This window comes from Lichenibacterium dinghuense (genome assembly GCF_021730615.1).
Lineage (GTDB): Bacteria > Pseudomonadota > Alphaproteobacteria > Rhizobiales > Beijerinckiaceae > Lichenihabitans > Lichenihabitans dinghuensis.
This window is the reverse complement of sequence record NZ_JAJLMN010000001.1, coordinates 4,034,648-4,056,505: the sequence shown is the minus strand read 5'-3', so window position 1 is coordinate 4,056,505 and position 21,858 is coordinate 4,034,648. Positions and strand designations below refer to the sequence as shown.

The 21,858-nt window shown below is 67.9% G+C and carries 15 protein-coding genes and 1 pseudogene; 4 read left to right on the top strand and 12 right to left on the bottom strand.

The window, feature by feature from the left end; genetic code table 11:
- Positions 1 to 80: 80 nt before the first annotated feature.
- The 7 genes from L7N97_RS19300 to L7N97_RS19270 all read right to left on the bottom strand — a co-directional run bounded on the left by L7N97_RS19300 (position 81) and on the right by L7N97_RS19270 (position 11,490).
- Complete coding sequence (locus L7N97_RS19300; protein ID WP_237479907.1) at positions 81 to 839, bottom strand: coiled-coil domain-containing protein; 759 nt, start codon at positions 837 to 839, stop codon at positions 81 to 83.
- A 550-nt stretch (positions 840 to 1,389) separates the two neighbouring features.
- Positions 1,390 to 3,435: a glycosyltransferase gene (locus L7N97_RS19295; protein WP_237479906.1), complete on the bottom strand. Its 2,046-nt coding sequence runs from the start codon at positions 3,433 to 3,435 to the stop codon at positions 1,390 to 1,392.
- Entirely contained in the window at positions 3,432 to 4,853 is a 1,422-nt protein-coding gene (locus tag L7N97_RS30340) for a hypothetical protein (RefSeq protein ID WP_237479905.1), read from the bottom strand. The genes L7N97_RS19295 and L7N97_RS30340 overlap by 4 nt, the downstream gene beginning before the upstream one ends.
- Before the next feature lie 105 nt (positions 4,854 to 4,958).
- Complete coding sequence (locus L7N97_RS19285; protein WP_237479904.1) at positions 4,959 to 6,458, bottom strand: HlyD family type I secretion periplasmic adaptor subunit; 1,500 nt, start codon at positions 6,456 to 6,458, stop codon at positions 4,959 to 4,961.
- Entirely contained in the window at positions 6,455 to 8,656 is a 2,202-nt protein-coding gene (locus tag L7N97_RS19280; RefSeq protein ID WP_237479903.1) for a type I secretion system permease/ATPase, read from the bottom strand. The genes L7N97_RS19285 and L7N97_RS19280 overlap by 4 nt, the downstream gene beginning before the upstream one ends.
- Before the next feature lie 214 nt (positions 8,657 to 8,870).
- Positions 8,871 to 10,301, bottom strand: a complete 1,431-nt coding sequence (locus tag L7N97_RS19275) for a DUF2142 domain-containing protein (RefSeq protein ID WP_237482310.1) — start codon at positions 10,299 to 10,301, stop codon at positions 8,871 to 8,873.
- A gap of 49 nt (positions 10,302 to 10,350) precedes the next feature.
- Entirely contained in the window at positions 10,351 to 11,490 is a 1,140-nt protein-coding gene (locus tag L7N97_RS19270) for a 2OG-Fe(II) oxygenase (RefSeq protein ID WP_237479902.1), read from the bottom strand.
- Positions 11,491 to 11,635: 145 nt separating this feature from the next.
- Here L7N97_RS19270 and L7N97_RS19265 point away from each other — a divergent pair, with 145 nt between their 5' ends.
- From L7N97_RS19265 to L7N97_RS19255, 3 genes are all read left to right on the top strand, one after another.
- Entirely contained in the window at positions 11,636 to 12,427 is a 792-nt protein-coding gene (locus L7N97_RS19265) for a hypothetical protein (protein WP_237479901.1), read from the top strand.
- A 125-nt stretch (positions 12,428 to 12,552) separates the two neighbouring features.
- Complete coding sequence (locus L7N97_RS19260) at positions 12,553 to 13,218, top strand: phosphocholine cytidylyltransferase family protein (protein WP_237479900.1); 666 nt, start codon at positions 12,553 to 12,555, stop codon at positions 13,216 to 13,218.
- A gap of 47 nt (positions 13,219 to 13,265) precedes the next feature.
- A complete protein-coding gene (locus tag L7N97_RS19255; RefSeq protein ID WP_237479899.1) occupies positions 13,266 to 14,597 on the top strand; it encodes a peroxiredoxin family protein in 1,332 nt (443 codons plus the stop codon).
- Positions 14,598 to 14,765: 168 nt separating this feature from the next.
- Here L7N97_RS19255 and L7N97_RS19250 read toward each other — a convergent pair whose 3' ends face one another.
- Together L7N97_RS19250 and L7N97_RS19245 are read right to left on the bottom strand one after the other, a co-directional pair.
- Positions 14,766 to 15,815: an IS110 family RNA-guided transposase gene (locus L7N97_RS19250; RefSeq protein WP_237477084.1), complete on the bottom strand. Its 1,050-nt coding sequence runs from the start codon at positions 15,813 to 15,815 to the stop codon at positions 14,766 to 14,768.
- 119 nt (positions 15,816 to 15,934) lie between these two features.
- A pseudogene (locus L7N97_RS19245) lies at positions 15,935 to 16,791 on the bottom strand (IS5 family transposase).
- 103 nt (positions 16,792 to 16,894) lie between these two features.
- On the opposite strand from L7N97_RS19245, the gene L7N97_RS19240 reads away from it, so the two are divergent.
- Positions 16,895 to 17,272 (top strand): 2OG-Fe(II) oxygenase, encoded by a 378-nt coding sequence (locus L7N97_RS19240; RefSeq protein WP_237479898.1) that lies wholly within the window; start codon positions 16,895 to 16,897, stop codon positions 17,270 to 17,272.
- A gap of 103 nt (positions 17,273 to 17,375) precedes the next feature.
- Here the strand turns inward: L7N97_RS19240 and L7N97_RS19235 are convergent, their stop codons facing one another.
- The 3 genes from L7N97_RS19235 to L7N97_RS19225 form a co-directional block, all read right to left on the bottom strand.
- Entirely contained in the window at positions 17,376 to 19,022 is a 1,647-nt protein-coding gene (locus tag L7N97_RS19235) for a glycosyltransferase family 4 protein (protein WP_237479897.1), read from the bottom strand.
- Between the two features lie 99 nt (positions 19,023 to 19,121).
- Positions 19,122 to 20,696, bottom strand: a complete 1,575-nt coding sequence (locus tag L7N97_RS19230) for a beta strand repeat-containing protein (protein ID WP_237479896.1) — start codon at positions 20,694 to 20,696, stop codon at positions 19,122 to 19,124.
- A 261-nt stretch (positions 20,697 to 20,957) separates the two neighbouring features.
- Positions 20,958 to 21,728 carry a hypothetical protein gene (locus L7N97_RS19225; protein ID WP_237479895.1) on the bottom strand — a complete coding sequence of 257 codons (771 nt, stop codon included), beginning with the start codon at positions 21,726 to 21,728 and terminating at the stop codon, positions 20,958 to 20,960.
- Positions 21,729 to 21,858: the final 130 nt, after the last annotated feature.

The window sequence follows — 21,858 nt, the reverse complement described above, 5'->3', positions numbered from 1 at the left end:
GTATCGACGGGACGAAAACGCGAGGCGGGCGAAGACCATCGAGCAGAGCTTCGATGCGGTTCGATCGGGACGCGGGATCGTCATGGTTGGCGCCGGACGACCCCGATCAGCCGAAAGGGGACCCGCCTGAGACGCCGCGCCAGTCGACCTGCCCCCCGCAGCGGGCGTCCGATCTTCCAGGTCCCCGACGCGTAGACCGCGGCCAAGTGAAGTTTCAGCGCCTCCACCTCCGCCTGCGCGGTCAGCGCCTCCTTGGATCGCAATGCGATCAACGCGGAGAGATGGAAGGCCTCGGCTCGGAATCGCTCCTCGGCTTCGGCGAGTTCCAGATGCAGGCTGCCTTCACGCTCCTCGGCGGCGGCGAGCGCCCGGTCCCGATCTGCGATCGAAGCGTCACGCTCGGCCAGCGACCTGATGCCTTCGCCTTCTCTCGCGGCGAGCTCGTCACGCAGTTCGGCAGCTTGGCGCTCGAGGCGCTCGATGCTCTCCCGGTTGCCACGCTCGACGTCCTCGAGCTGCTGTTTGAACGACAGGGACAGCTCGTCCGATCGCCGCGCCAGCATCTCCGAGTGCTCCCGCTCGATCCTTCGAAGGTCAGCGGTGTCGCGCCGATCCGCATCGGCCCACCTCGCGGCCTCGTCCTCGAGGCTGGCGCAGCGCACCACTAGGCGCTCGAAGGCGTCTTCTCGATCGTCGCGGGCTCGGGCGGCCGCGCGGTCGGCGGCCTCGCGGAGGGTGGTCTGATGGCTGAGCTCCTCTTCGAGCCGTTCGATGGCCTCGACGACCTCTTGGCTGGCTGGAACACCCGGCACCAGCGTCGCGCTCAACGAACCCTTCATTCCCATCCGGTCCCACTGTCGCTGTCTCGATCCGGCCTGTTCGTCGGCAGTGTCATTCTCCCGGCGACGGAGCGGACCATGGCAGGCTTGGACCGGGGACCGGCGCCTCGTACAGCATCACATCACACATCGAGGGTGTGGGTGAATTAGCTCATGCGTCACGCTCCCGTCCAGAGTGGTTCAGAGCCTTCGGCGCGGCACGGACCGGCTCCGCGTCCGGCCCAGCGCGTCCGGCGCCGTGCCGACGATCCTGAGCTTGCCCGAGCCGCTTCGGCGCGTCGAAGCGCAGGCGTCGCCGACCGGTCGAGGCTCGCTTCACTCCCTGATAGCGGGAACGTCCAGGCTGACGAGATGAGTTGCTCCGCCGTCCCCCTTGCTGATCCCCACGGAGGTCTCGACCCGCTCGTCGATCGCCCGACACCGCCATGCCGATGGCGACACGGATAGACGGACCCCGGATGACACGACCTCGCCCCTCTGGCTCGGTCCGATCTGACGGCCGGGCAGGCCAAGGGGCCGCCTCATCGTTCCCGGTCAGCTTCCCGGTCGCCTACCCGCCGAGCACCCCTGGATCGCCTGTGAAGTGGTTCCGCACGGACAGGTCGACGAAGCGGCGGAGCGCCGAGGGCAACGCTTCGGCGTAGGCGTCCCAGACCACGCGGTTGTTGGCATAGGCGTCGGTCGACAGCAGCATGCCGGTCGCCACCCGCCGATACCAGTAGAGCGGCTCGGGGAGCGACAGGACCGTCAGGCCGGCCAGGACTGCCCTCGCGTGGAGTTGCCAGTCCTCGTGGCCGACCCCGCGCCGCTCGTGGAAGAAGCCCACGCGGTCGAAGACCTCGCGGCGATAGATCCCCGTGGCGTCGCCGAAGCAGTTCACCGACAACCCGAGCTCCACCCCGCTCGCGCCCGAGCCGCCGAGGAAGCCCCACCGCTCGGCGGAAGCGAGTTCGGCCGGGTCGGGCTCGCCGGACGGGTCTCGGAAGATCGACATCTGACAGGTCACGATGTCGGCCCCGCTGCGCGACATGGCCTCGTCCAGCCGCTCGACCAGGTTCGGAAAAGCGATGTTGTCGTCATCCATGAAGACGAACCGGTCCGCCGCGCTGGCCCTCAGCCCGGCATTGCGGGCTGCGCCGAGGTAGCGGTTCGGCCCGCGCAGCACCGTGAGCGCGAACGGCCAGCGGCGGCGCTCCAATGCCGCCAGAGCCGCCAGGGCCGCCGCAGACCGGCTGCCGTCGTCGACCAGCACGAGGTCGAAATCGGTCCTGGTCTGTGCCGCCAGCGACTCGAGCGTCTGCTCGACCAGCGCGGGCCGCTCGTGATGGGTCACCACCACGGCGATCCGCCCGTCCGGCGACCGCTCGCGAGCGGCTCCGGAGCGGAACGGCGCCGCGGCCGCACGGGCCTTCCCGGCGACGCGCGAACACCAGGCGGTCCACCGCGCGCCCGTCTCACGCTCCGCGTGGGCCGGGCGCGCCGGGGCGAAGGGCCGCTCCAGCGCATCGGCGAGCCGGGCCGCGAGCGCTGACGCCTCGGGCTCGACCAGGACGCGGCCCCGATCGTCCTCGGCGACCAACTCGGGGATCCCGCCCGTCGAGGTCGACAGGAAGGGAATCCCGCGGCGCAGACATTCGGAGATCACGCAGGGGGCGTTGTCGATGAGCGACGGGATCACGGCGAGGCAGCCTTCGTCGCACAGGAAAGCCTGGGCGGCGTCGGTGTCGAGGTCGGGCTGGAAGGACAGGCGCGGCAGCAGCGACGGGCGGCGCAGCGCGACGGCGGCCCGGACCGTGTCCGGCGTGTGCGACGCGGGCTTGCCGACGAAGATCACCTCGAAGTCGCGGGTCGCGAGCGCGTCGGACAGGACGGCGTCCAGGAACAGGTCTACGCCCTTGCGGGTCTCGAGCCGCCCGAAGAAGGCGATCCTGTCGACCCGGTCCAGTGCCCGGCCGCGCCGCGACGGCAACGGCTCCTCGTCAGACCACAGATAGAGCGGCACGGCCTCGGCGTCGTCGGCGACCCGGATGTCGCTGGCCCGGAGCCAGTCCAGCATGTGGCGCGACGGGCACAGGACGGCGTCCGCCGCCTCGAAGGCGACGCGCTCCATTTCGAGGTGGGCGAGCGTGCGCTGATCGCGCGCCAGCGCCCGGTTGGCGTCGAGCAGCCAAGCGGTCGGCCCGTGCGCGACCACCGCGAGGGTGGTGCCGGCGAAGGCCGAAGCCGCGCGCTTGGCGACCACGCTGGCGAAAGCCGGCCCCTCCCAGTCCTGGAACAGGATCAAGTCGTGTTCCAGCCCGCGCAGGTAGTCGTGGATGACGCAGGTTTCACGCATCCAGACCGGGTAGATCTCGCCCGCGCGCGCATCGAGGTGGGTCAGCGCGACGCCTGCGGCCTGCAGGCGCCGCACCCAAGGATGGGCATAGTCGATCCAGGGCGAGCCGGTGTAGACGACCGAGACGTCGTGGCCGGCCCGGGCCAGGAGCAGCGCGGCATGGGTGGTCGCAGTGCCGATGCCACCGTTCTTGTGGGCGCCCAGAAGCTCGCCGGCCACGAAGCAGATGCGCAGACGCCGCCCGGCCCGCGGCGCGCTCACGCCCGGCCCCTGACGGCGCGGGACAGGGCGCGCAGCGGCGCGGTGAGCCGCCAGGAGGTCGAGCCATGCAGGGCCGCCAGGCGCGCCTCCGCCTCGCCGTGTCCGCGGCGGGCCGCGTCGGCTGCGACGAGGTGCTCGCTCAGGCGGGCGTCCATCGCGCCCTCGATCCCCGCCAGCGCCTCGGCGAGAAGCGCGTTCTGGGCCTCGAGCTCGGCAGCCCGGGCCGCGGCGCCTCCCGCGAGGTCGTTCGAGCGCGCCAGTTCGGCCGCGAGGCTCGCCAGTTGCCGGTCGCGCGAGCCGGCGTCGAGCTGGAGGCGGAGTTTGTCGTTGTTGGCCACCGTGAGGGCCGCCCAGGAGCGCTGCGACGCCTCGCGCAGGCGCGCCTCCGCCGCCGCAGCGAGGTCGAGGCTCTGCCGCAGCGCCCCGCCCTCCTCGTAGAAGCGCCAGACCAGCGCGTAGAGGTCCTCGAAAGCCGCGATGAGATCGCCGCCGCCGGCGATCCGGCCGTCGAAGGCTGCGCCGAAGGCGGCCTCGGCGGCGTCGATCCGGGCCGGATCGCCGGCGGAGGTCGCGAGCGCGTCGTGGCAAGCCGCCGCGAGCCCGGCGAGGTCGAGGCGGCCGAGGTCGCCGCCTCCCACGATGACCGGAGGGTGGCGGCCGTCGGCGCGGTCGTTGCCGTGCAGGAAGGCGTCCACCTCGGCCTGGGCGCCCGTGCCGAGCCCCGGCCAGCGGATGCCGAGTTCCGCCCCCACGCGCGCGACCTCACGGCGCCAGTCGGCCACGAGGTCGCCGTAGCGCAGGAAGGCGCGGCTGTGCCCGCGGGAGCCGCGCAGGGCCGCCAGCGTGTAGCGGAGCCAGACCGCCTCGCCGCGCGGCTTCGCCCAGGCGTCGTAGGAAATGGTCTTCAGGTGACGGCGGCGCAGCGACTCCGCGACGTCGGCCGGATGGCGCAGCGGGAGGACGTGGACGACCCGGAAGCCCTGACGCGCCAGAGCCTCGTTCCAGACGGGCGCGAGGAGGGCCGTCCGCGGATCCTTGAGGACGACGAGGCGCTCGTCGGCAAAGGAGGCCGCGATCAGCCGCGCAGCCTCGTCGGTGAAGGCGGAGGCCGCCGCGGAGCCGAACCAGCCGGGAGCAAAGTCACGGACGCTGTAGAGATCGGAGCCGGCGTCGGCCAGCATGCGGTCGTTGAGGTCGACCATTCCCTGCGGCTCCCAATGGCCGCGGGGGTTGCCGTCGTTGGGGGGCACGAGGTCGCGCGGCAGGGCCGCGCCGAGCAGGGACAGGGTCCGCGCGAGGGCCGAGGTGCCGTTGCGGTGCATGCCGGTGACCAGCACGGCCGTGCGACCTTCGCCCGCTTCGCGGCCGAGTCCCGCCTTCGCGCGGCCTGGCTGCAGGCCGTCGTCCTCTGATCGCACCCTGTCCTCCCAGATACGCCGCGATCTGCCGCGGTCGCGCGCCGATGCGGTCGGTCGGGCGCTGCCGACAAGCTGCGCCCGCCCCTGATGCCGCTCAGCCCCCCGTCAGCGCTCGTGCGCCGCCTGCGAAGTCGCTTCCCAGATCGGCGCCAGCAGGTACTGGATGACACGGCGGCTGCCGGTCTGGATCTCGGCCGTGACCATCATGCCCGGCATCAGCGGCACGTCCTTGCCGTCGGCGTTGATCGACGTCTGTTCGAGCTGGATCGTGACCGGGTAGACGAGGTTCTGAACCTTCTGGCTGCCAGACACGGCTTGGCTGTTCAACGGGCGCGCCAGCGTGCTCGCGTCGGACGAAGCCGTGGCCTCCTGGGAGTCGACCGCCTCGTTGGAGATGCGCGTCACCTTGCCCTTCAGCGTCCCGTATTTGCTGAACGGGAAGGCGTCGACCTTGAGCACGACGTCCTGCTGGTCCTTGACGAAGCCGATGTCCTGGTTCTGCACCAGCGCCATCACTTCGAGAGACTTCGTCGATGGCACCAGCACCATGAGGGGCTGGCCCGACGTGACGACTTGGCCGACCGTGGTGACTGCGAGTTGCTGCACAGTGCCGTCGATCGGCGCGACGATGCGCGCCTGCTGAACCTTCGCTGCCGCCTTGACGAGGCTCTGCTGGACATCGTCCAGCTTGCGCTGCGCGTCGTTGAGCTTCTGGTTCTGCGTGGCCAGGAAGTCGCGCTTGGCCTGGTCGAGCCGGCGGCGCAGCGACACCGCAGCGGCGTCGTTCTCCATCACCTGCCCGTGGTCGTCGGCGAGATTGCGCTGCTCGTTCTCGAGCGTCTGGCTGGCGTCGATCACCGCCGCCTTGGTGCCCGCCTGGCGAGCCTCCAAGGTCTGCTTCATGTCGAGGCGCTGGGTCATCGAGTCGATGACCTTCTCGCGGGCCGCGATCGTGTCCGCCAAGTGCTTGTTGCGGGCGGTCTTCTCGGCGAGCTGGGCCTGGAGGCCGTCCACCTGCGCCTGGTACTGGCTCATCTCCGCCTGGAAAACGCTGTCGTCGCGCCTGCGATAGGAGTCCGACACGTCGGGCGGATAGATGATGGTGGGGTTGGTCACGCCCGCCTGGACGTCGACGATCTCGGTCGTGCGCCGGGCGATCTCGGCGTGGAGCGACTGCAGGTCGGCGGCGGCACTCGCCCGGTCGGCCTCGCTCTGCGTCGCGTCGAGCTGGACGAGGAGTTCACCCGCCTTGACGATGGATCCGTTCTGCACCGCGATCTCGGACACGCGCCCCACATCCAGCGGCTGGATCACCTTGGAGCGGCCGCTCGGCTGGATGCGCCCCTGCGCTTCCGCGTAGATGTCGATCTTGGCGAAGGAGCTCCAGGCGATCGCGGCCGTCATCATCCCGCAGATCGTCCAGAGCATGAACGACATCTTGGGTGAGGCGGGCGTCTCCAGGATCTCGAGGTGGGCCGGCAGGAACTCAGTGTAGGCCGTCGACGGCTTGGGCGCCGTCGAGGCTTTGAAGGCAGCGGGCACCCGCGCGACGATGGCGGGCACACGCGAGGGTCGGACGGCGGGAAGCTGGGCTTGAGTGCTCATGCGGCTTCCGCTTCTCCAGCTTGGATGCGCCACAGGCGCCCGTAAAGGCTCGTCGGCAGGGCGAGAAGCTCGTGGTGTGACCCGTCCTCGACGATGTTGCCGTCCTGCACGGCGATGATCCGGTGGCAGTCGCGGACGGCGGCTAAGCGGTGCGCGATTATGATCACCGTGCGGCCGTGCACGATGTGGCGCATATTCTCCTGGATGATGCGCTCGCTCTCGTAGTCGAGCGCCGAGGTCGCCTCGTCGAGGATCAGGATGCGCGGATTGGAGGCCAGGGCGCGCGCGATGGCGAGGCGCTGGCGCTGGCCACCCGACAGGTTGGCGCCGCGCTCCACGATCATCGTGTCGTAGCCGAGCGGCAGGCGGTTGATGAACTCGTCGGCGCCCGACAGCCGCGCCATGGCGATGACCTGGGCGCGCGACATGGCGGGGTTCACCAGCGCGATGTTCTCGTGCACGGTCTTGTTGAACAGCAGGTTCTCCTGCAGCACCACGCCGACCTGACGGCGCAGCCAGGCTGGGTCGACCTGCCCGACGTCGATGCCGTCGACCAGGATCTGCCCGCGCTCGGGCGTATAAAGCCGCTGCACGAGCTTGGTGAGGGTCGACTTGCCGGAGCCCGACGGGCCGACGATGCCGATCACCTGCCCAGCCGGGATTGCAAGGTTGATGTTTTTCAGGATCTCGCGTCCGCCGGCCTCGTAGCGGAACGTCATGCCGCGGATCTGCACGTCGCCCTTGGCCGGCGGCAGGTGCGCCTGGGCCATGGAGGTCGACTCGGGGGCGTTGTTCATGATGTCGCCGAGGCGCTCGACCGAGATCTGCACCTGTTGGAAGTCCTGCCAGAGCTGGGAGATCCGCAGGATCGGTCCGGTCACCTGCCCGAAGATCATGTTGAACGCGATGAGCCCGCCGACCGTGAGGTCGCCGTCGATCACCGCCTGGGCGCCGAAGAACAGCACGGCCGCCGACGACAGCTTGGACACGTATTGGAACGCGTTCTGGCCCACGTTGGCGATCGACACGGCGTCGAAGGACGAGCCCACGTAGGCGGCGAGCCTGTCCTCCCATTCCGAGCGCAACACCGGCTCGATCGCCATGGCCTTGACGGTCTGGATGCCGACGACCGATTCGACGAGGAACTGCGTCGAGAGCGCGTTTTTGTTGAACTTGTCCATCATGCGCGCGCGGAGAAGCGGACGCATCGTCATGCCGATTACGACGTAGACCGGGATCGACAGCAGCGCGATCACCGACAGGAATGGCGAGTAGGCCACCATCACGGCGACCAGCACGACGGAGAAAATCACGTCGAGGCCGGTCAGCAGGGCGGAGCCGGTGAGGAAGTTGCGGACCTGCTCGATCTCGCGCATGCGGGCCACGGTCTGGCCCGTAGCACGGGCCTCGAAATAGGCGAGAGGCAACCGCACCATGTGGTCGAACAGCTTGGCGCCGAGTTCGACGTCGATGCGGCTCGTCGTGTGGGTGAGCATGTAGGTGCGCAGCCAGGTCAGCAGCGCCTGGAACAGGCCGACCAGCACCATGCCCAGGATCACCATGTACAGAGTCGACATGCCCTTGTGGGTGAGCACCTTGTCGATGACGATCTGGAACAGCAGGGGCGTCGCCAGCGTGCAGAGCTGGATGAACAGCGAGGCGGTGACCACGCTGGCCAGCGGCCGGCGATAGCGCCAAAGGAAGGGCAGGAACCAGGCGATTGAGAAATGGCCGGCTTCTGCCTTCAGGGCCACCCTGCGGGCGAACAGGAGGAGCGTGCCGGTCCATTCCGCGGCGAGTTCATCCGCGGTGAGGTTGCGCACCTCGCGCGTCACGGCGTTGACGAGACGCATCTTCCCGTCTTCGTGGCGCCGACCGTAGATGAGGAACTGCCCGTCCTTCATCTCGACCAGAGCTGGCAGAGGCGCCTTCTCCAACGCCTTCGTCGACTGCTTCTGAAGGCGGCGCGCCTTGAGCTTCACAAGCTTGCTGGCCCTGACGACATCGAGCGAGTCGCAAACCTTGTCGCCCAGCCCCATCTCGTGCCGGACCTGCGCGACGTCGCAGCCGAGGCGGTGGAAGTTGGCGATCAGGGCGAGAGCGGGAAGACCCGTGTCGACCACGCGCGGCTGCTGAAGCGATGCCGGCTGAGCCTGGGCTGTTTGGGTCTGCGGCTCCGCCACGGTGCTCAGCGACATTCACGAGTTCCATCGAAGGGCGATAAGCCGAGGTGGCTGGCGTCATACATCGAGACGATTAACCCTTCCAGCCCGGGTAATCATTTTCTCCGATCCGAACATGACGACCAGCGAGCCCGAGGGGATGACCGGCGATTGTGGCCATTCGGAGAAACCTGCGAGGGCCGACCCCGTCGGGTCGCGGGCGCTAACCGCCCGGAGGTCGGCCCCACGATCATTGATAGTACCGCGCCAGGATCGTTGTCGGAACAGCCCAAAGATCGAGGCAGCCGACGCCGAGGCAGATAGCCCGTCCCAGAACGAGCAGAACCTGTGAGGGCCACAGCGTCGCGACATAAGCGGCCGCCGGCGAGAAGCGTGGCAGGGCGAGCAGCGAGGCCAGGGCCGGGACGACGAAGTAGCGGCCCTGCACGCCCTCGATCTGCGCCCCTCCGACGGGTGTCCAGGCCACGTAGAAGGTGGCGAATACTCCGAGGGTCGCGACGATCGCGGCACCGAGGGCGAGCAGCCGGCTCCGATCCGAGCGCGCGGGCGCCGGCATGCACATATCGATCGTCAAGGCCGCTGCGAGGCAGCCAGCGATCCACCAATAGAAGAAGGACGGTCCCATGCCGCTCCACCAGCCGAGAACGCTGACCATCTCGCGCGCGAACTCGCCGCCGTGTTCCGCCATCGTCGTCCAAAGGGTCTGGACGACGCCGGCCGGGTGACGCAGCACGAACGCGACCTGATCGGCCGGCGCCACGCCATCCTGTGCCCTGAACGGGATCTTGGCGACCGCGGCGCACAGCAGGCTGAGCGACACCGGGACCAAGCAGAGCGCGGAGGCCGCGAGGTCGGCCGGGCGCAGCCCGGGTCGGGACGACGACGTCGGGATTACGAGGAGGGCGAGGAGAGGAGCCAAGGGCAAGCGGGCCCCGACGACGGCGCCCAACAGCAAAGCGACACCGGCGCGAATGGCCACGGGCATCGCCCGATCCTCGGCGAGGTATCGCGAGCACAGCGCCACCGCCAATGCGCCCGCCGAGATGGCGAGCCCATCCTGCGAGATCGACCCGAAGGCGCTGAGCACGAAGGGAAAGGACAGGAACACGAAGAGCGCATTCCGACCGATCGCGCAGGTACGAATCGCCAGGGTGGCGAGCAGCAGCCCGCTCAGCCCCATCGCGAGGCGGGCCAGGTAGTATGTGGACAGGATCGTGAGGTCGAGAGCCTTTCCGAGGCGGATGGCGAGCGACGCCGGCGCGTAAAGCGTCGGAGGGTAGATCGAGGTGTTCTCGAATAAGGCTGGCGTCTTGCCCGTCATGCCCCATCGCAGGGTCGCGATGTGGGCGACGACGGCCAGATCGAGGCGCTTCTCGGTGTCGAGCGCGAGCGGCCGGAAGGCGACGGCGACGTCCTGCGCCGCGATCTCGAGGTCACCGCCCGAGAACGTATCGTCGTAGCGATGCCCGAGCAGGCCCCCGCCGGCGATCTGCACGGCCCGCATGAAGTGGCGCGGTTCATCCGGCATCTGGAAGGGGGGCGTGCCGAACACCTGGAAAAGGACGACCGGCAATGCCAGGAGCAGGTAGAGCAGAGCGGGAGACGGCCACCCAGCCCCCGCCGGATGCCGCGACGTCGATGCGCCACCCCGTAGCCGCATCGACGTCAAGGATCGACGCCGCTGCAGCCGACCCGACCGTGCAAGCCCATCAGGCGACCAGGGCCTCTCCGCCGAGGCCGGCGCCGCCCGCGGGGGCGGCAGCGGGCTGGAGCGAGCGGAGGTAGGCTTGGCGGATGGCGGCGCCCGCCTCGTCGTAGACGAAGGGCAGGAAGGCGTAGCGGCGCCCGCTCGTCACGCGCGACACCATGTGGAGGGCCGCGCAGGGGAACACCACGGCCCAGCCCGGGGGCGCCTTGATGCCGCGCGGGTTGTATTCCGGGAAGCTGACCTCGCCGCCCTCGAAATCGGCGTTGAGGTTGATCGAGACCGCGAAGCGCCGGTGCGCCGTGATCTCGGAATTGTTGTCGCGGTGGGGGCGGAAATGGCCGCCGTCCTCCGCGGAATAGCACCCGACCATGTAGCGCTCCATGCGGGTGACCTTCATGAAGAACAGCTTCTCGATCTCCGGCAGGACACGGCGGGCGATGAGACCCTGCACGTGGCCGACGAGCTTCGGGTCTTCGAGCGAGTAGTCCTTGCGGCTCTTGAAGGTGCGGTCGAGCACGCCGACGTTGTTGCGCATCACCCCGGATTCGCCGCCGCCGTCGGCGTCGTAGAGGCCGATCAGGTGGCGGCACAGGCCGGCGTCGAAGACGTTCGGCAGCACCAGCACGGGCGCGGGCACCTCGAAGCCGGCGAAGCGCGACGGTTGGGGCTGGCAATCGAGGATTTCGAACATCCGGTCCACGTCCGAACCGTCCGCCGCGAAGGGCACGGTGGCGAGGACGTGGAACGACGGATCGACGATCATCCAGAAGGCCCGGTGGCCGACGGCGTCGCCGCGGTTCTTCGGCGCGGCGCCGAGCGCGCGGCTCACCGAACGGTCGAAGTCCCACATGAAGCGGATGCCCGGCATCACGTCCTTGACGCGGCCGAGGGTCTGGTCCTCGGGGTCCGTGGACACGCCGAAGAAGCTCGCGCGCGCGTCGTCGAAGCGGTCCCGGCGGCGGCCCACGGCGCCGATGGCCGCGCGGGCCCGCTCGTCGGCCGCGGAGCCGTAGAAGCAGAAGACGAGGTAGCGGCCCGCCATGGCGTCGGGCGCGAAGTGGATGCCCTGGCACTGCTGCTTGATCCACGGCACCGGGTCGCCGGCGGCGAGATTGGCGTAGATCAACTGGTCGTCGGACATCGTCGAGCTCCGGCTTTCGTCACGGGCCGGGTCTATAAGCGTGCTCTCATTTTTGCAAGGGTAGGTAACGCGCAGCCCCGTCCGAAGTTGCAGCGGCGCCGAGGTTCGGGCTAAGCCACGAGCGATCCCTCCCGAGACGCCCGACATGCCGGCCCCGGCCCACATCCTGATCGCCACCCCGACACACGACCGCAAGGTGACGGTGGACTATCTCAACAGCGTGTTCGGGCTGCAGAAGCAGGCGCGCCTGCGCCGGCCCGAGATCGAACTGACGCTGTCGGCGAACTCCTACGCCAGCATCGACCTCGCCCGCAACGTCATGGCGAGTTACGTGCTGGAGATGTCGCGCTTCACGCACCTCCTGTTCGTCGACGCGGACCAGGGCTTTCCGGCGGACGCGCTGTTCGCCATGCTGGATTTCGACAAGCCCGTCGTGTCCGTGGTGGGCCCGCGGCGCGACATATCGTTCGAGCGGCTGTGGCGCACGGCGCGGCAGGCCGAATCCTGGCAGAAGATGCAGTCGCTGGCGCTCGACTATTACCAGGACTTCGCGACCGGCCCGGACGGGCGCATCGAGATCGTGAACGGCTTCACGCGGGTGAAGGGCAGCCCATCGGGCGTGATGCTGATCCAGCGCGCGGTGATCGAGCGGATGGCGGAGCTGCCCGGCCTCGTGGCGGAGCGTTTCGAGCCGCTGCTGGCGGACGGGCTGTCGGGCCGGCTCGTGCAGCCGTTCCGCCCCATGGTGCTGCCCGACAACCGGATGCTCGGCGAGGACCTGTCCTTCTGCCGGCGCTGGACCGAGGACTGCGGCGGCGAGATCTGGGCGAGCGTCAGCCACGAGATCACCCACGTCGGCACCGTGCCGTTCAAGGGGCGCTTCGCGGACCGCTTCGCCGGGCAGCGGCCGGCCCAGGGATCCGACGACCGGATCTGATAGCGCTTAACGTTTGGTCGGCCATCGGCGCACATGGCTCCTGCCGGACAGGAGCGCCATGACGAGGTGGCATGGACGGGCTCCACATCTTCACCCGAGTCGGCATTTTCGATTAGATGCGAGTGATGACCCAGACACACAGACCCGTCATCCTTGCGGCCGGCAGAAGCACCCGCTTCGGCGGTGATCGACCGAAATGTCTGGCCGAGGTGGCCGAAAAACCGCTACTCATGCACTCGCTCGAAGCTCTCGCGAGGGTCGGCTTCAAGGCGGCGACGATCGTCGTCGGAAACCACGGTGCCGAAATACGCGACTGGCTGGCGAGAGATCGCCCCCCGCTCACGACATCGCTGATCTGGAACGAAGACAATCGTCGCCCCTCCATCCATTCCTTCCACTGCGCGTATCCGGAGCTGACGTCCGGCGCACTGCTGATCGAGAGCGACCTGATCTACGATCACCGCATCGTCGATGCCCTGATCGACCACGCAAAGCCGAACGCCGTCTGTGTGACGCCTCGCAGGAACGCGAAACCGTTCTACGTCCAGACGGATGAGAACGGGCGCGTCGAACGGTGGGGGTACGATCTGACGGCCGACAGAGAACTCGTCGGCATCTACAAGCTGTCCCAAGACGCTGTTGAAGAGATGATGGGCATGGAAGGCGTAGAGTACTGGGATCCGATGCTCTCGTTGAAGGATGGCCTGTTCTGCCGCGAGTGTGACTTCATGTGGAACGAGGTGGACACGTTGGACGAACTGGAAGACGCCCGGCGAGACTGGTCGGCGTAGGCCGCAGCGGGCATCGAACGATCCGTGAGCAAGGATGCGATAGGGCCATGCGGGTACACGTCGAAGGCGCCAAACTCCTGTCGCTGATCTGCGGGGCATTGGACGATGCCGGAATCAGGTCCGTGCTGATGTGGGGCTCTCTGCTCGGCCATGTCAGGGATGGCGGCATCATCCCGCACGACCACGACATCGACCTCAACATCTTCGATCACGACATCGACAAGATCACGCTCTTTGAGCGCAGGTTGAACGACATCGGATTGGCGTTGGAGAAGCGGACGCCCTATCAGATGACGGTGACATTTCCCAGGGACACGCGCCTCGGCATCGACATCTGGGTGTTCTACGCGGACGGGGACGATTACACGCTGTATTCATTCCGCAAGCTCGGCGGCCTGCACCATTTTAAGATGCCGAAAGCCTTGTTTCAGAACTGCCGACCGGCCAGCTTCTTGGGCGTTCCGGTGTCGATCCCGAGCAGGGCGGAGGAGGTGCTGGACCTCGCCTACGGTGACTGGCGCATCCGCCGGCCGGACTTCTCCGACGACGACGCGCCGTGCGCGACCGTCGTCGGAGCCTATCCCGTCAATGACCATTCCTACCCGACGGGAAAGGGTTACATGTTTTGGGGAAGGCCGCTCCCTGCCTGGCCTCCCTACACGCCGGTGGGCGTCGGCAAGCGGGCGCCCGATGCCCGGTTCAAGACGACGGATGGCGAGACATGGGACATGGATGGCCTCGCCGGCGACTTCGTTATCCTCGGCTTCTTCGCGTCTTTCACGCATCCGGTGAGCCGCGCGACCTTGAGCAAGATCATCGCGCTTCGTGGCACTGCGCCCGCCCGTTCTCTTCGACTCTTCTGCATCACGTCTGACCCGCCAGAGGTTGCCCGGCACGATCTGGGCGAAACGTGCCGGCAGGGAGCGCATTTCATCCATGACCACGACCTGAAACTGGCGCGAACCTTCGGTGTCCTGCCCAATGTCGATACCCCGGACCGCGACCAGGACTTCGTCCTGTCGATCATCGTCGTCGACCCGGCGCGGTACGTCGTGGCGAGGTTCGGCTTTTCCAGGCTCGATGACGAATGGCCGAACCTCGTGAAATCCATCAAGGCGGGAGAAAGGCGCAGGTCTTACGCGTCACCGCCCCTGCTGTTCTTCCCCCGATTGATCGATGACGAGGTCAGAGTAGACCTGTTACGGTACGCATCGACCGACCGACGTGCGGCGGATCTCGGCACCCTCAGACTGCAGCCGCCTGACCTGAGAGCCTTCTCTGATTGGGGCTCTGGAGGTCAAGCGCTCCTGTCAGGTTTTTTGTCCCGTTCCCGCGGGTCACACGCTTCTCTTCGCGGTCGGCGTTTCGCCGCCGCATGATGGGGTCAGTCCGGCTCGGTCCCTCGATCTGTTTCACGACCTCGCGACGTCGCCGCGGGCTCAAGACTCTCAACGAGGTGGCCTTACCGATCGTCCCCACGGGAACGGTCCACATCACCCTTTCAGGTGAAGCTCGTGCGGGTGGCGGCCCGCGGTGTCCTCCGAGCGTCAGGCAACTACGGTGGCGGGCGCGGTGGTCGGCCCGGTGCCGAACCGAAAGTCGGTACCGTCGCTCCACATCCGGTGCAGGACCACGGCCAGCTTTCGGGCTACGGCAACGCGCGCCCGCGCCATGCCGCGATGCTTGGCGATCGTCATGCCCCAGGCCCGCAGGCTGGACCATTTCTGGCTGCGCACGAGCAGCGCGTTAGCGGCCTCGTACAGGGCCGTTCGCGCCAGTTCGTCGCCGCATCGGCTGATCTTGCCCTGAATGTCGGTCTCGCCCGACTGGTAGCGCGAGGGCGTCAGGCCGAGATGGGCACCGACGTCGCGCGAATGGCCGAACCGATCGGGTCGGTCGATCGTGGCGCGAAACGCCAGGGCGGTGATCGGGCCGACGCCGGGTGCGCTCATCAGCCGCCGACAGATCTTTTCCTCGCGCACGATCTTCAGCACCTGTTTTGTCAATCGGGCGAGCTGCTGGATCATCGTCGACAGTACAGTGAGCAACGGCTCCACCATCGCCAGCAACGCTGTGTCGTCCGAGCAGAGTTCGCGCACACGCTTGTCGAAGGCCGCCCGGCTCGGCGTGCCGACCTTCAGCCCGGCTTCCCGAAGCATGGCCCGAACGACGTTCTCGATCGACCGCATCTCGTTCAGCACCGTGCGGCGTGCGACCAGCAGCGAGCGCCACAGCCGGCACTGCTGCGACTTGACGTGCACCTGCCGGAACCAGCCGGTGCGCATGATCTGCGCCAGGGCACGCGCGTCGTTGCGGTCGGTCTTGTTGGGCATGGTCTTCATGGCGGCGTTGGCCTGCCGTGTCTCGATGCAGACCGCCGCCAGCCCCGCCGCGCGCAGGCCCTCGTGCAGCCAAGCCGTCAACGAGCAGGCTTCGAGGCCGATCCGCTCGATCGGCAGCTTCAAGCCCTGCAGGGCCGCAACCAGCGGCCCTGGCGCGCTCGCGGCGCGCAGCTCCTTCACGATCCGACCCGCGTCATCGACCACGCAGATCGCGGTCTCTTCCAGGGACACGTCCAGTCCGGCATAGTACGTCATGGTTGCTCCTGTCGCGATGCTTGTGGCCGCTCGACACGGACCACGTTGAACCATCCGGGCAGGAGCAGCCACCGTTGGGCCTGGGCTGGAGCCCCAATCACCCCATCTGACCCAAAAGCCTACGATCGCGCGAGTCGCCGTATGCCGAACTGGATAGCGGCCAGCGTGACGAAGGTCAGCAGGGTGGAGGCGAGGTTCTCGAAGTCCTTGGCCAAGCGCCGGTTCCGGCCCAGCCAGGAGAAGGTCCGCTCCACAACCCAACGTCGCTTGATCACCTCGAAGCCGACTGCGTTGGGATTGCGGCGGACGATCTCCAGCCGCAGCCCGTTGCCCGCTGCCGCCTCATAGGTCTGTTGCGCATTGTAGCCCGTGTCGGCGAACACGCACTCCAGCCACGGAAAGCGGGGCTTGATCTTGTCGAACAAAAGCGCCGCGCCGTCGCGGTCCTGAATGCCGGCCGAATGGACGACGAGGCGGATCGGCAAGCCCAGTGTGTCGACGAGAGAGTGGATCTTGCGCCCTTTCACCTTCTTTCCAGGCTCATAACCCACGGCGTCGGCTGCGTCGGCGGTCTGTTTCTCGGCTTTACAGCCCCCTTTTCTGCCGACTTGATCGTCTGGCTGTCGATGATGCCGGCCGAGGGGGATCCTTCGCGGCCCTCGCGTTCCCGCAGCATCGGGTAAAGCTGGTCCCAGATCGCATGCCACGTGCCATCAGCCTGAAACTTGCGAAAGATGTTGTACACCGTCGAACGCGGGGGAAAGCCGTCTCGCGGCAGGTAGCGCCACGGACAGCCGGTCCGCAGCAGAAACAGCATCGCGTTCAACGCCGAACGCATGTCGGTCTTGCGGGGCCGGCCACCCGGAGTCGCATCCGGGATGAGCGGGCCCAACACGGCCCACTCCGCGTCCGTGACGTCGCTCGGAAAGCCGCCACCCGGGCGCTTGTAGGTTTCTCGCTGTTCGTCGGTCCACATGGTGATCCTGCCCGCTCGCTCGCCGACTCTGAATCACACAACCAGGACGACGTCATCCATCCTTTTGGGTCAGGCTCTGAGAAGGAAGATCAATTCCCGCATCATGTCGGTCGTCATCCCCGACCTCATCCGCCTGCTGTCAGTCAATGTTCATTGGCCGAGCGACCCGACCCTGCACAGGATCACGGCTTCGAATGCTCCCCGGAAGGCGCAGCGATACAACGAAGAGCCATTCGCCCGCCACCGTCGCTACGGCGTAGTGCTCAACCTGAACGATGATTATCTGGGAGGCGTGGATTCATATCCGGAGTTCTCCGCGAAGGGCTACGCCGCCGAGCCGGGATGCGCCGTGGTGTTTCCCGCTTCGATCCTGCACCGGATCGAGCCGATCCTCGACGGAGAACGGGTGACGTGCACCGTCTGGTTGACCGACGACGAAGGCATCGCGATGAACGAGAGGGCGATCACCGTGATCTCCTGAGAATGCGCGACCTCGGCAGTCCGACACTACGCGAGCGAAGGCCGTAATGAGGCCGTCTCCCGTCCAGACCTGAGATCCCGGACGCGATCGGGGAGAATGCTCATCAGCACAGCCTGAGGATCCCCATCTTGGCGAGCCATGCCACCGCGCGCAGGATCCCGTCCTGGCGCGCCGGCGGGACCGCGGCGGCGATCTCCCCCACGGTGGCGACGCCGGCCGGGGCGAGGCGGTCGAGCACGGCGCGGATAAGGGCGTCGTCCGGCAAGACCCCGGCGGCGAAGTCGACCGAGGCGAGGCCGCGGCGCGCGATGGCTTCCTCGGCCATGCCGCCCGGCGCGAGGCGGACGCGGGTGCCGTCGCCGAGCGCGAACGTCGGGAAGCCCGCGAAGAGCGCGAAGGGGTCGGGCCGGTCGGGGCGGCGCAGGCGCGAGTCCTCGCCCGGCACGCGCGGGTCGGCGCGGCGGCGTTCGGTCAGCTCCTCCCACAGCGACAGGTAGCGGCGGAACACCAGGCTCCAGTCATAGGTGTCGCGGGCGCGCTGCCGGCCGGCCGCGCCCATGCGGGCGCGCAGCTCGGGCGAGGCGATCAGCTCGGCATAGGCGTGGGTGGCCGAGGCCACGTCGACCACCGTCATCTGGCTCACCTTGCCGATGTAGCGGTCATAGTCGTCCATGCGCATGTCGAAGCGGTCGGCCAGGATCAGGCCGGCGCCGGGCGGCGGCAGGGCCGTGCCGACGCGGAAGCCGTCGACGCCGTGGCGCACCGTGTCCTTGTAGCCGTTCCAGTCGCTCACGACGCAGGGCAGGCCCGCCGCCATGGCCTCGACCGGCGTCAGCCCGAAGGTTTCCTGCACGTTGTCGGCCAGCGAGGTGAAGAGGTCGGCCGCCGCCCAGGCGCGCCGGAAGTTCTCGTCCGCGGCGCCGTCGAGATGGAGGAAGCGCACCGAAGGCGCGAAGCGGGCCGCCTCGGCCTCGAAGATGCCGCGAATGGTGGCGTTGGTGTATTGCCCGAACAGGATCAGCGTCACCGGCCGCCCCGTTTGCCGCGCCGCGCCCTCCAGCCCGAGGAACATGGGCAGGGGGTGGGCCTTGCCGTGGAAGGACAGGCGGCCGGCGAACAGCGCCGCCACGTCGCCCTCGCCGAGGCCGAGCGCGGCGCGCGCGGCGGCGCGGTCCTCCGCCGTGAAATCGAAGTCGCGCGCGTGGACGCCGAGCGGGATGAGCGGCAGTTGCGGCAGGGTGAAGGCGGTCGCACCGGTGCGGCGGCGCAGGTGCTCCATCTCGGCTTCGAGGATGTGTCGGAACACGTCGCGCGCGGAGCGCGAGGTGCAGACGATCGCGTCCCAGGGGTAGAGCGGCGCGCGCGGCAGGTCGGCCGCGACGCTCATCGCCGCCGTGGACGAGAGCGTGTGGGTGACGCCGCACAGGCTGTAGGCGCGGGCGTGGCCGCCGGCCTGGCGCTGCCAAGCCGTGTCGGCGATCTGCGGGTCCGGCCGGTACAGCAGGCCCGCCTCGGCGAGGCGGCCGGGCTCGGTCCAGGGCACGAATCGGATCTCGGGGGGCTGCGGCGACAGCGCCCGGCAGTCGGCCGCGAAGGTCTCGGCACCAGCCCGGGCCTGGGCGTGGCACCACAGGCGGGCGGGGCGGGCGTCCAGCGCGGCGCGCAGGAAGCCGACACCGGCGGACTGGCGGCCCATCAACTTGCCGCGGATGTCGTAGCTGCCGGCGGCATAGGTGAGGGCGAACTGCATCGGCATCCCTGAACGTGAAAAGAGGGGGCGGCAAGCCGCCCCCTCTCCCTTCTGACCTACACGGGGACTGCCTGGAGCACCCCCGCCGTCGTCGATGTCTTAGACGAAGGTCGTCTTGTCGATCGTACCCGTAAAGCCAGTGACCTTCACGAGGTAGTCGCCGCCGTCGCCCGCGAAGCCCGCGGTGCCGTCGATGTCCGCCACCACGTAGGTGTTGTTCTGATAGCTGAACACCGCAGCCGTGTTGGTCATGGTATTCTGCTGAGACTCGACACCCATGACAGCCGCGTTGGCGGCAGCCTGAAGCGAGTTAACGTTGGCATTGTCTTCGTTGATTACGCCCGCCCCGACCGTGGTGATCGTGACGTTGGCGCCTTGAGCAGCCGCCGTACCTGCGCGGATGCTGAGCTTGTCGCCCTGAGTGGTGTTAAGATCGGTGATCGAGTCGGTGACGATGGTCGTGCCGGTCCCAGTATAGGAGTCAGATGTCGTACCAGTGGTGCCGCCGAACGATCGGAAGACATCCGCGCCAGCACCGCCACGCATCGTGTCGGCGCCCGTGCCGCCGATGATCGTGTCAGCGCCCGACCCACCGAAGATGAAGTCGTTGACGGTGCCGCCGACCAGGCTGTTGATGCCGTCGCCCGAACCGACCGAGTCCACGCCGCCGTAGATCGTCACGGCCGAGGTATCTGCGACGAGGTTGACGATATCGTTGCCCTCGCTGCCGTAGACGATGGCCTTGCCGCCGTTGCCACGATTGGTGATCACGTCATCACCCGTGCCACCGTAGACCGTGTCAACGCCCTGGTTGACGCCGAGCTGGATCGTATCGTTGCCCTGGTTACCAAAGATGAAGTCGTTGGTACCATTGCCGGCGAGGATCGAGTCATCGCCGAAGCCGCCGACCAAGGTGTCGGTGTAGTTTGTGTTGGCCGTGACCTGAGCCGAAGCGTCAAGGGTATCGTTACCGCCGTTACCCAGCACAAAGTCGGTGCCCGCGCCAGCACCGATCTGGATCAGGTCCGCGCCATCGGTCGAGTCATCACCGCCGACGACCGTGTTGTTGCCGCCTGCGACGCTGATCGAGTCGGCACCTTGATTGCCGAAGATCATATCGTTGCCGGCGACCGAGTCGTTGATCAGGTCGTTGTCCTGGCCGCCGTAAACGGTGTTGGCACCACCCGAAAGGACGATCGAGTCGTTGCCCTGGTTGCCGAGGATCAGGCTCGAGCCACCGTTCGCGGTGATGAGGTCGGTCCCGTAGCCACCGACAACGCTGTTGGCGAAGGTGAACAGACCACCCTGGGGAACAGTCCCAAGGAAGATGGTGTCCATGCCACCGTTGCCGAGGATCAGGTCGGCGCCGGTGTCGAGACGCGCATCGATCAGATCGGCGCCGTCGGCCGAGTCGTTGCCGCCGGTGATGGTGTTGCGGCCCGAGCTGCCGGCGCTGACGATCGTGTCCGCGCCCTCGTTGCCGAACACGAGGACCGAACCGGAGTTGCCGCCGCCGAGACCGTAGGTGATCGAGTCATCACCCTGGCCACCGTAGATGGTGTCATTGCCACCACCACCGATCAGGGTGTCAGCACCCTGCAGGCCGAGAATGAGGTCGTTAGACGTGCCACCGGTGAACGCGTCACCGGCCGAAGTACCCACGAACTGTGCCATATCCAAGCCTCAAAGGTTTGAACCGAAAAACCTGCGCGCAACCGCTCGTCGCACGGCATCAGCGAGCGACCACATGGAGGGATGAGGTCGGCGTCGGAAGATCGCTAGTTGCTCGTACCGGACGCCCAACGATTTCGCAAGGCTCTTGAGGACTGCACGCGCATGTCTCGGTTGATGTGGTGGAGGCGCAACAGCCGCAACTCAACATTTGCAAAAGTCGGGGCGCCTAACGATTCCGAAACACGTCAATGTTAGGGCCGCTCATCCCGCATCGCGCAGCCGGTCCGCCGCCCGGCCGACGAACCGCGCCTCCCCGACGTGGCCGATCTCCTCGTTCACGCAGGCCCAGATCTCGCCGCCGCAGCCTTGCGTCCAGCGCAGGGAGAAGGACAGGTCCTCGCCCATGAAGCGGCCCTCCCGGTCCGCCGCGGACTCGAAGACCTGGAGGATGTCGTAGGGAGCCCCCATCGCGACGTAGTTGCGGTCCGCGCCGCCGCGCATCAGCAACTCCGGGAAGGCGTCGCGCAGGGCGACCAGCACGGAGCGGTGGATCAAGGTGACGCCGAAGCCGATGCGGTCGACGCGGACGAGGTCGCCCCGCTCGACCGGAACGCGGCCGTTTGGGCCATCGACCGTCATCACGTTGTCGAGGCAGACGTAGGTTTGCCCGACGTTGCGTGCCGTGACGGGGTCGGCGATGCGCCGCGCCGCGGCCTGGATCTGCCCGTAGTCGAGCTGGCGGGCGGGGCAAATGCAGCCGCAGAAGGGCTCGCCGGAGCGCACCAGCTTGGCCACCGCCTGCGGGCGGAAGCTCATGTCGCTGTCGACGAACAGGAGGTGCGTGTAGCTGGCGTCGTGCAGCACGCGGCTCGCCAGGGCGTTGCGACTGCGCGGCAGGGAAGCGCCGAGCGTGAAGGCGACGTCGCTGGCGATGTTCTCGCGGCGGAACGAGGCTTCGAGGTCGCGGACGCTGAGCAGGTAATCGACCGTGACCTGCCGCCCGTAGGCCGGCGTCGCAATGAGCAACTTCATGCCGTCCGCTCCCCGTCCCGCACCGCGCCCCCTGGCCCCGGTCGGCGCGCACCCTTAAGCTGGCCCCGCGAGTGAGGAAAGGATCGGGATGCCGGGGTGGAGCGAGCGCGAGCGCGCGGAGGAGTTAGGA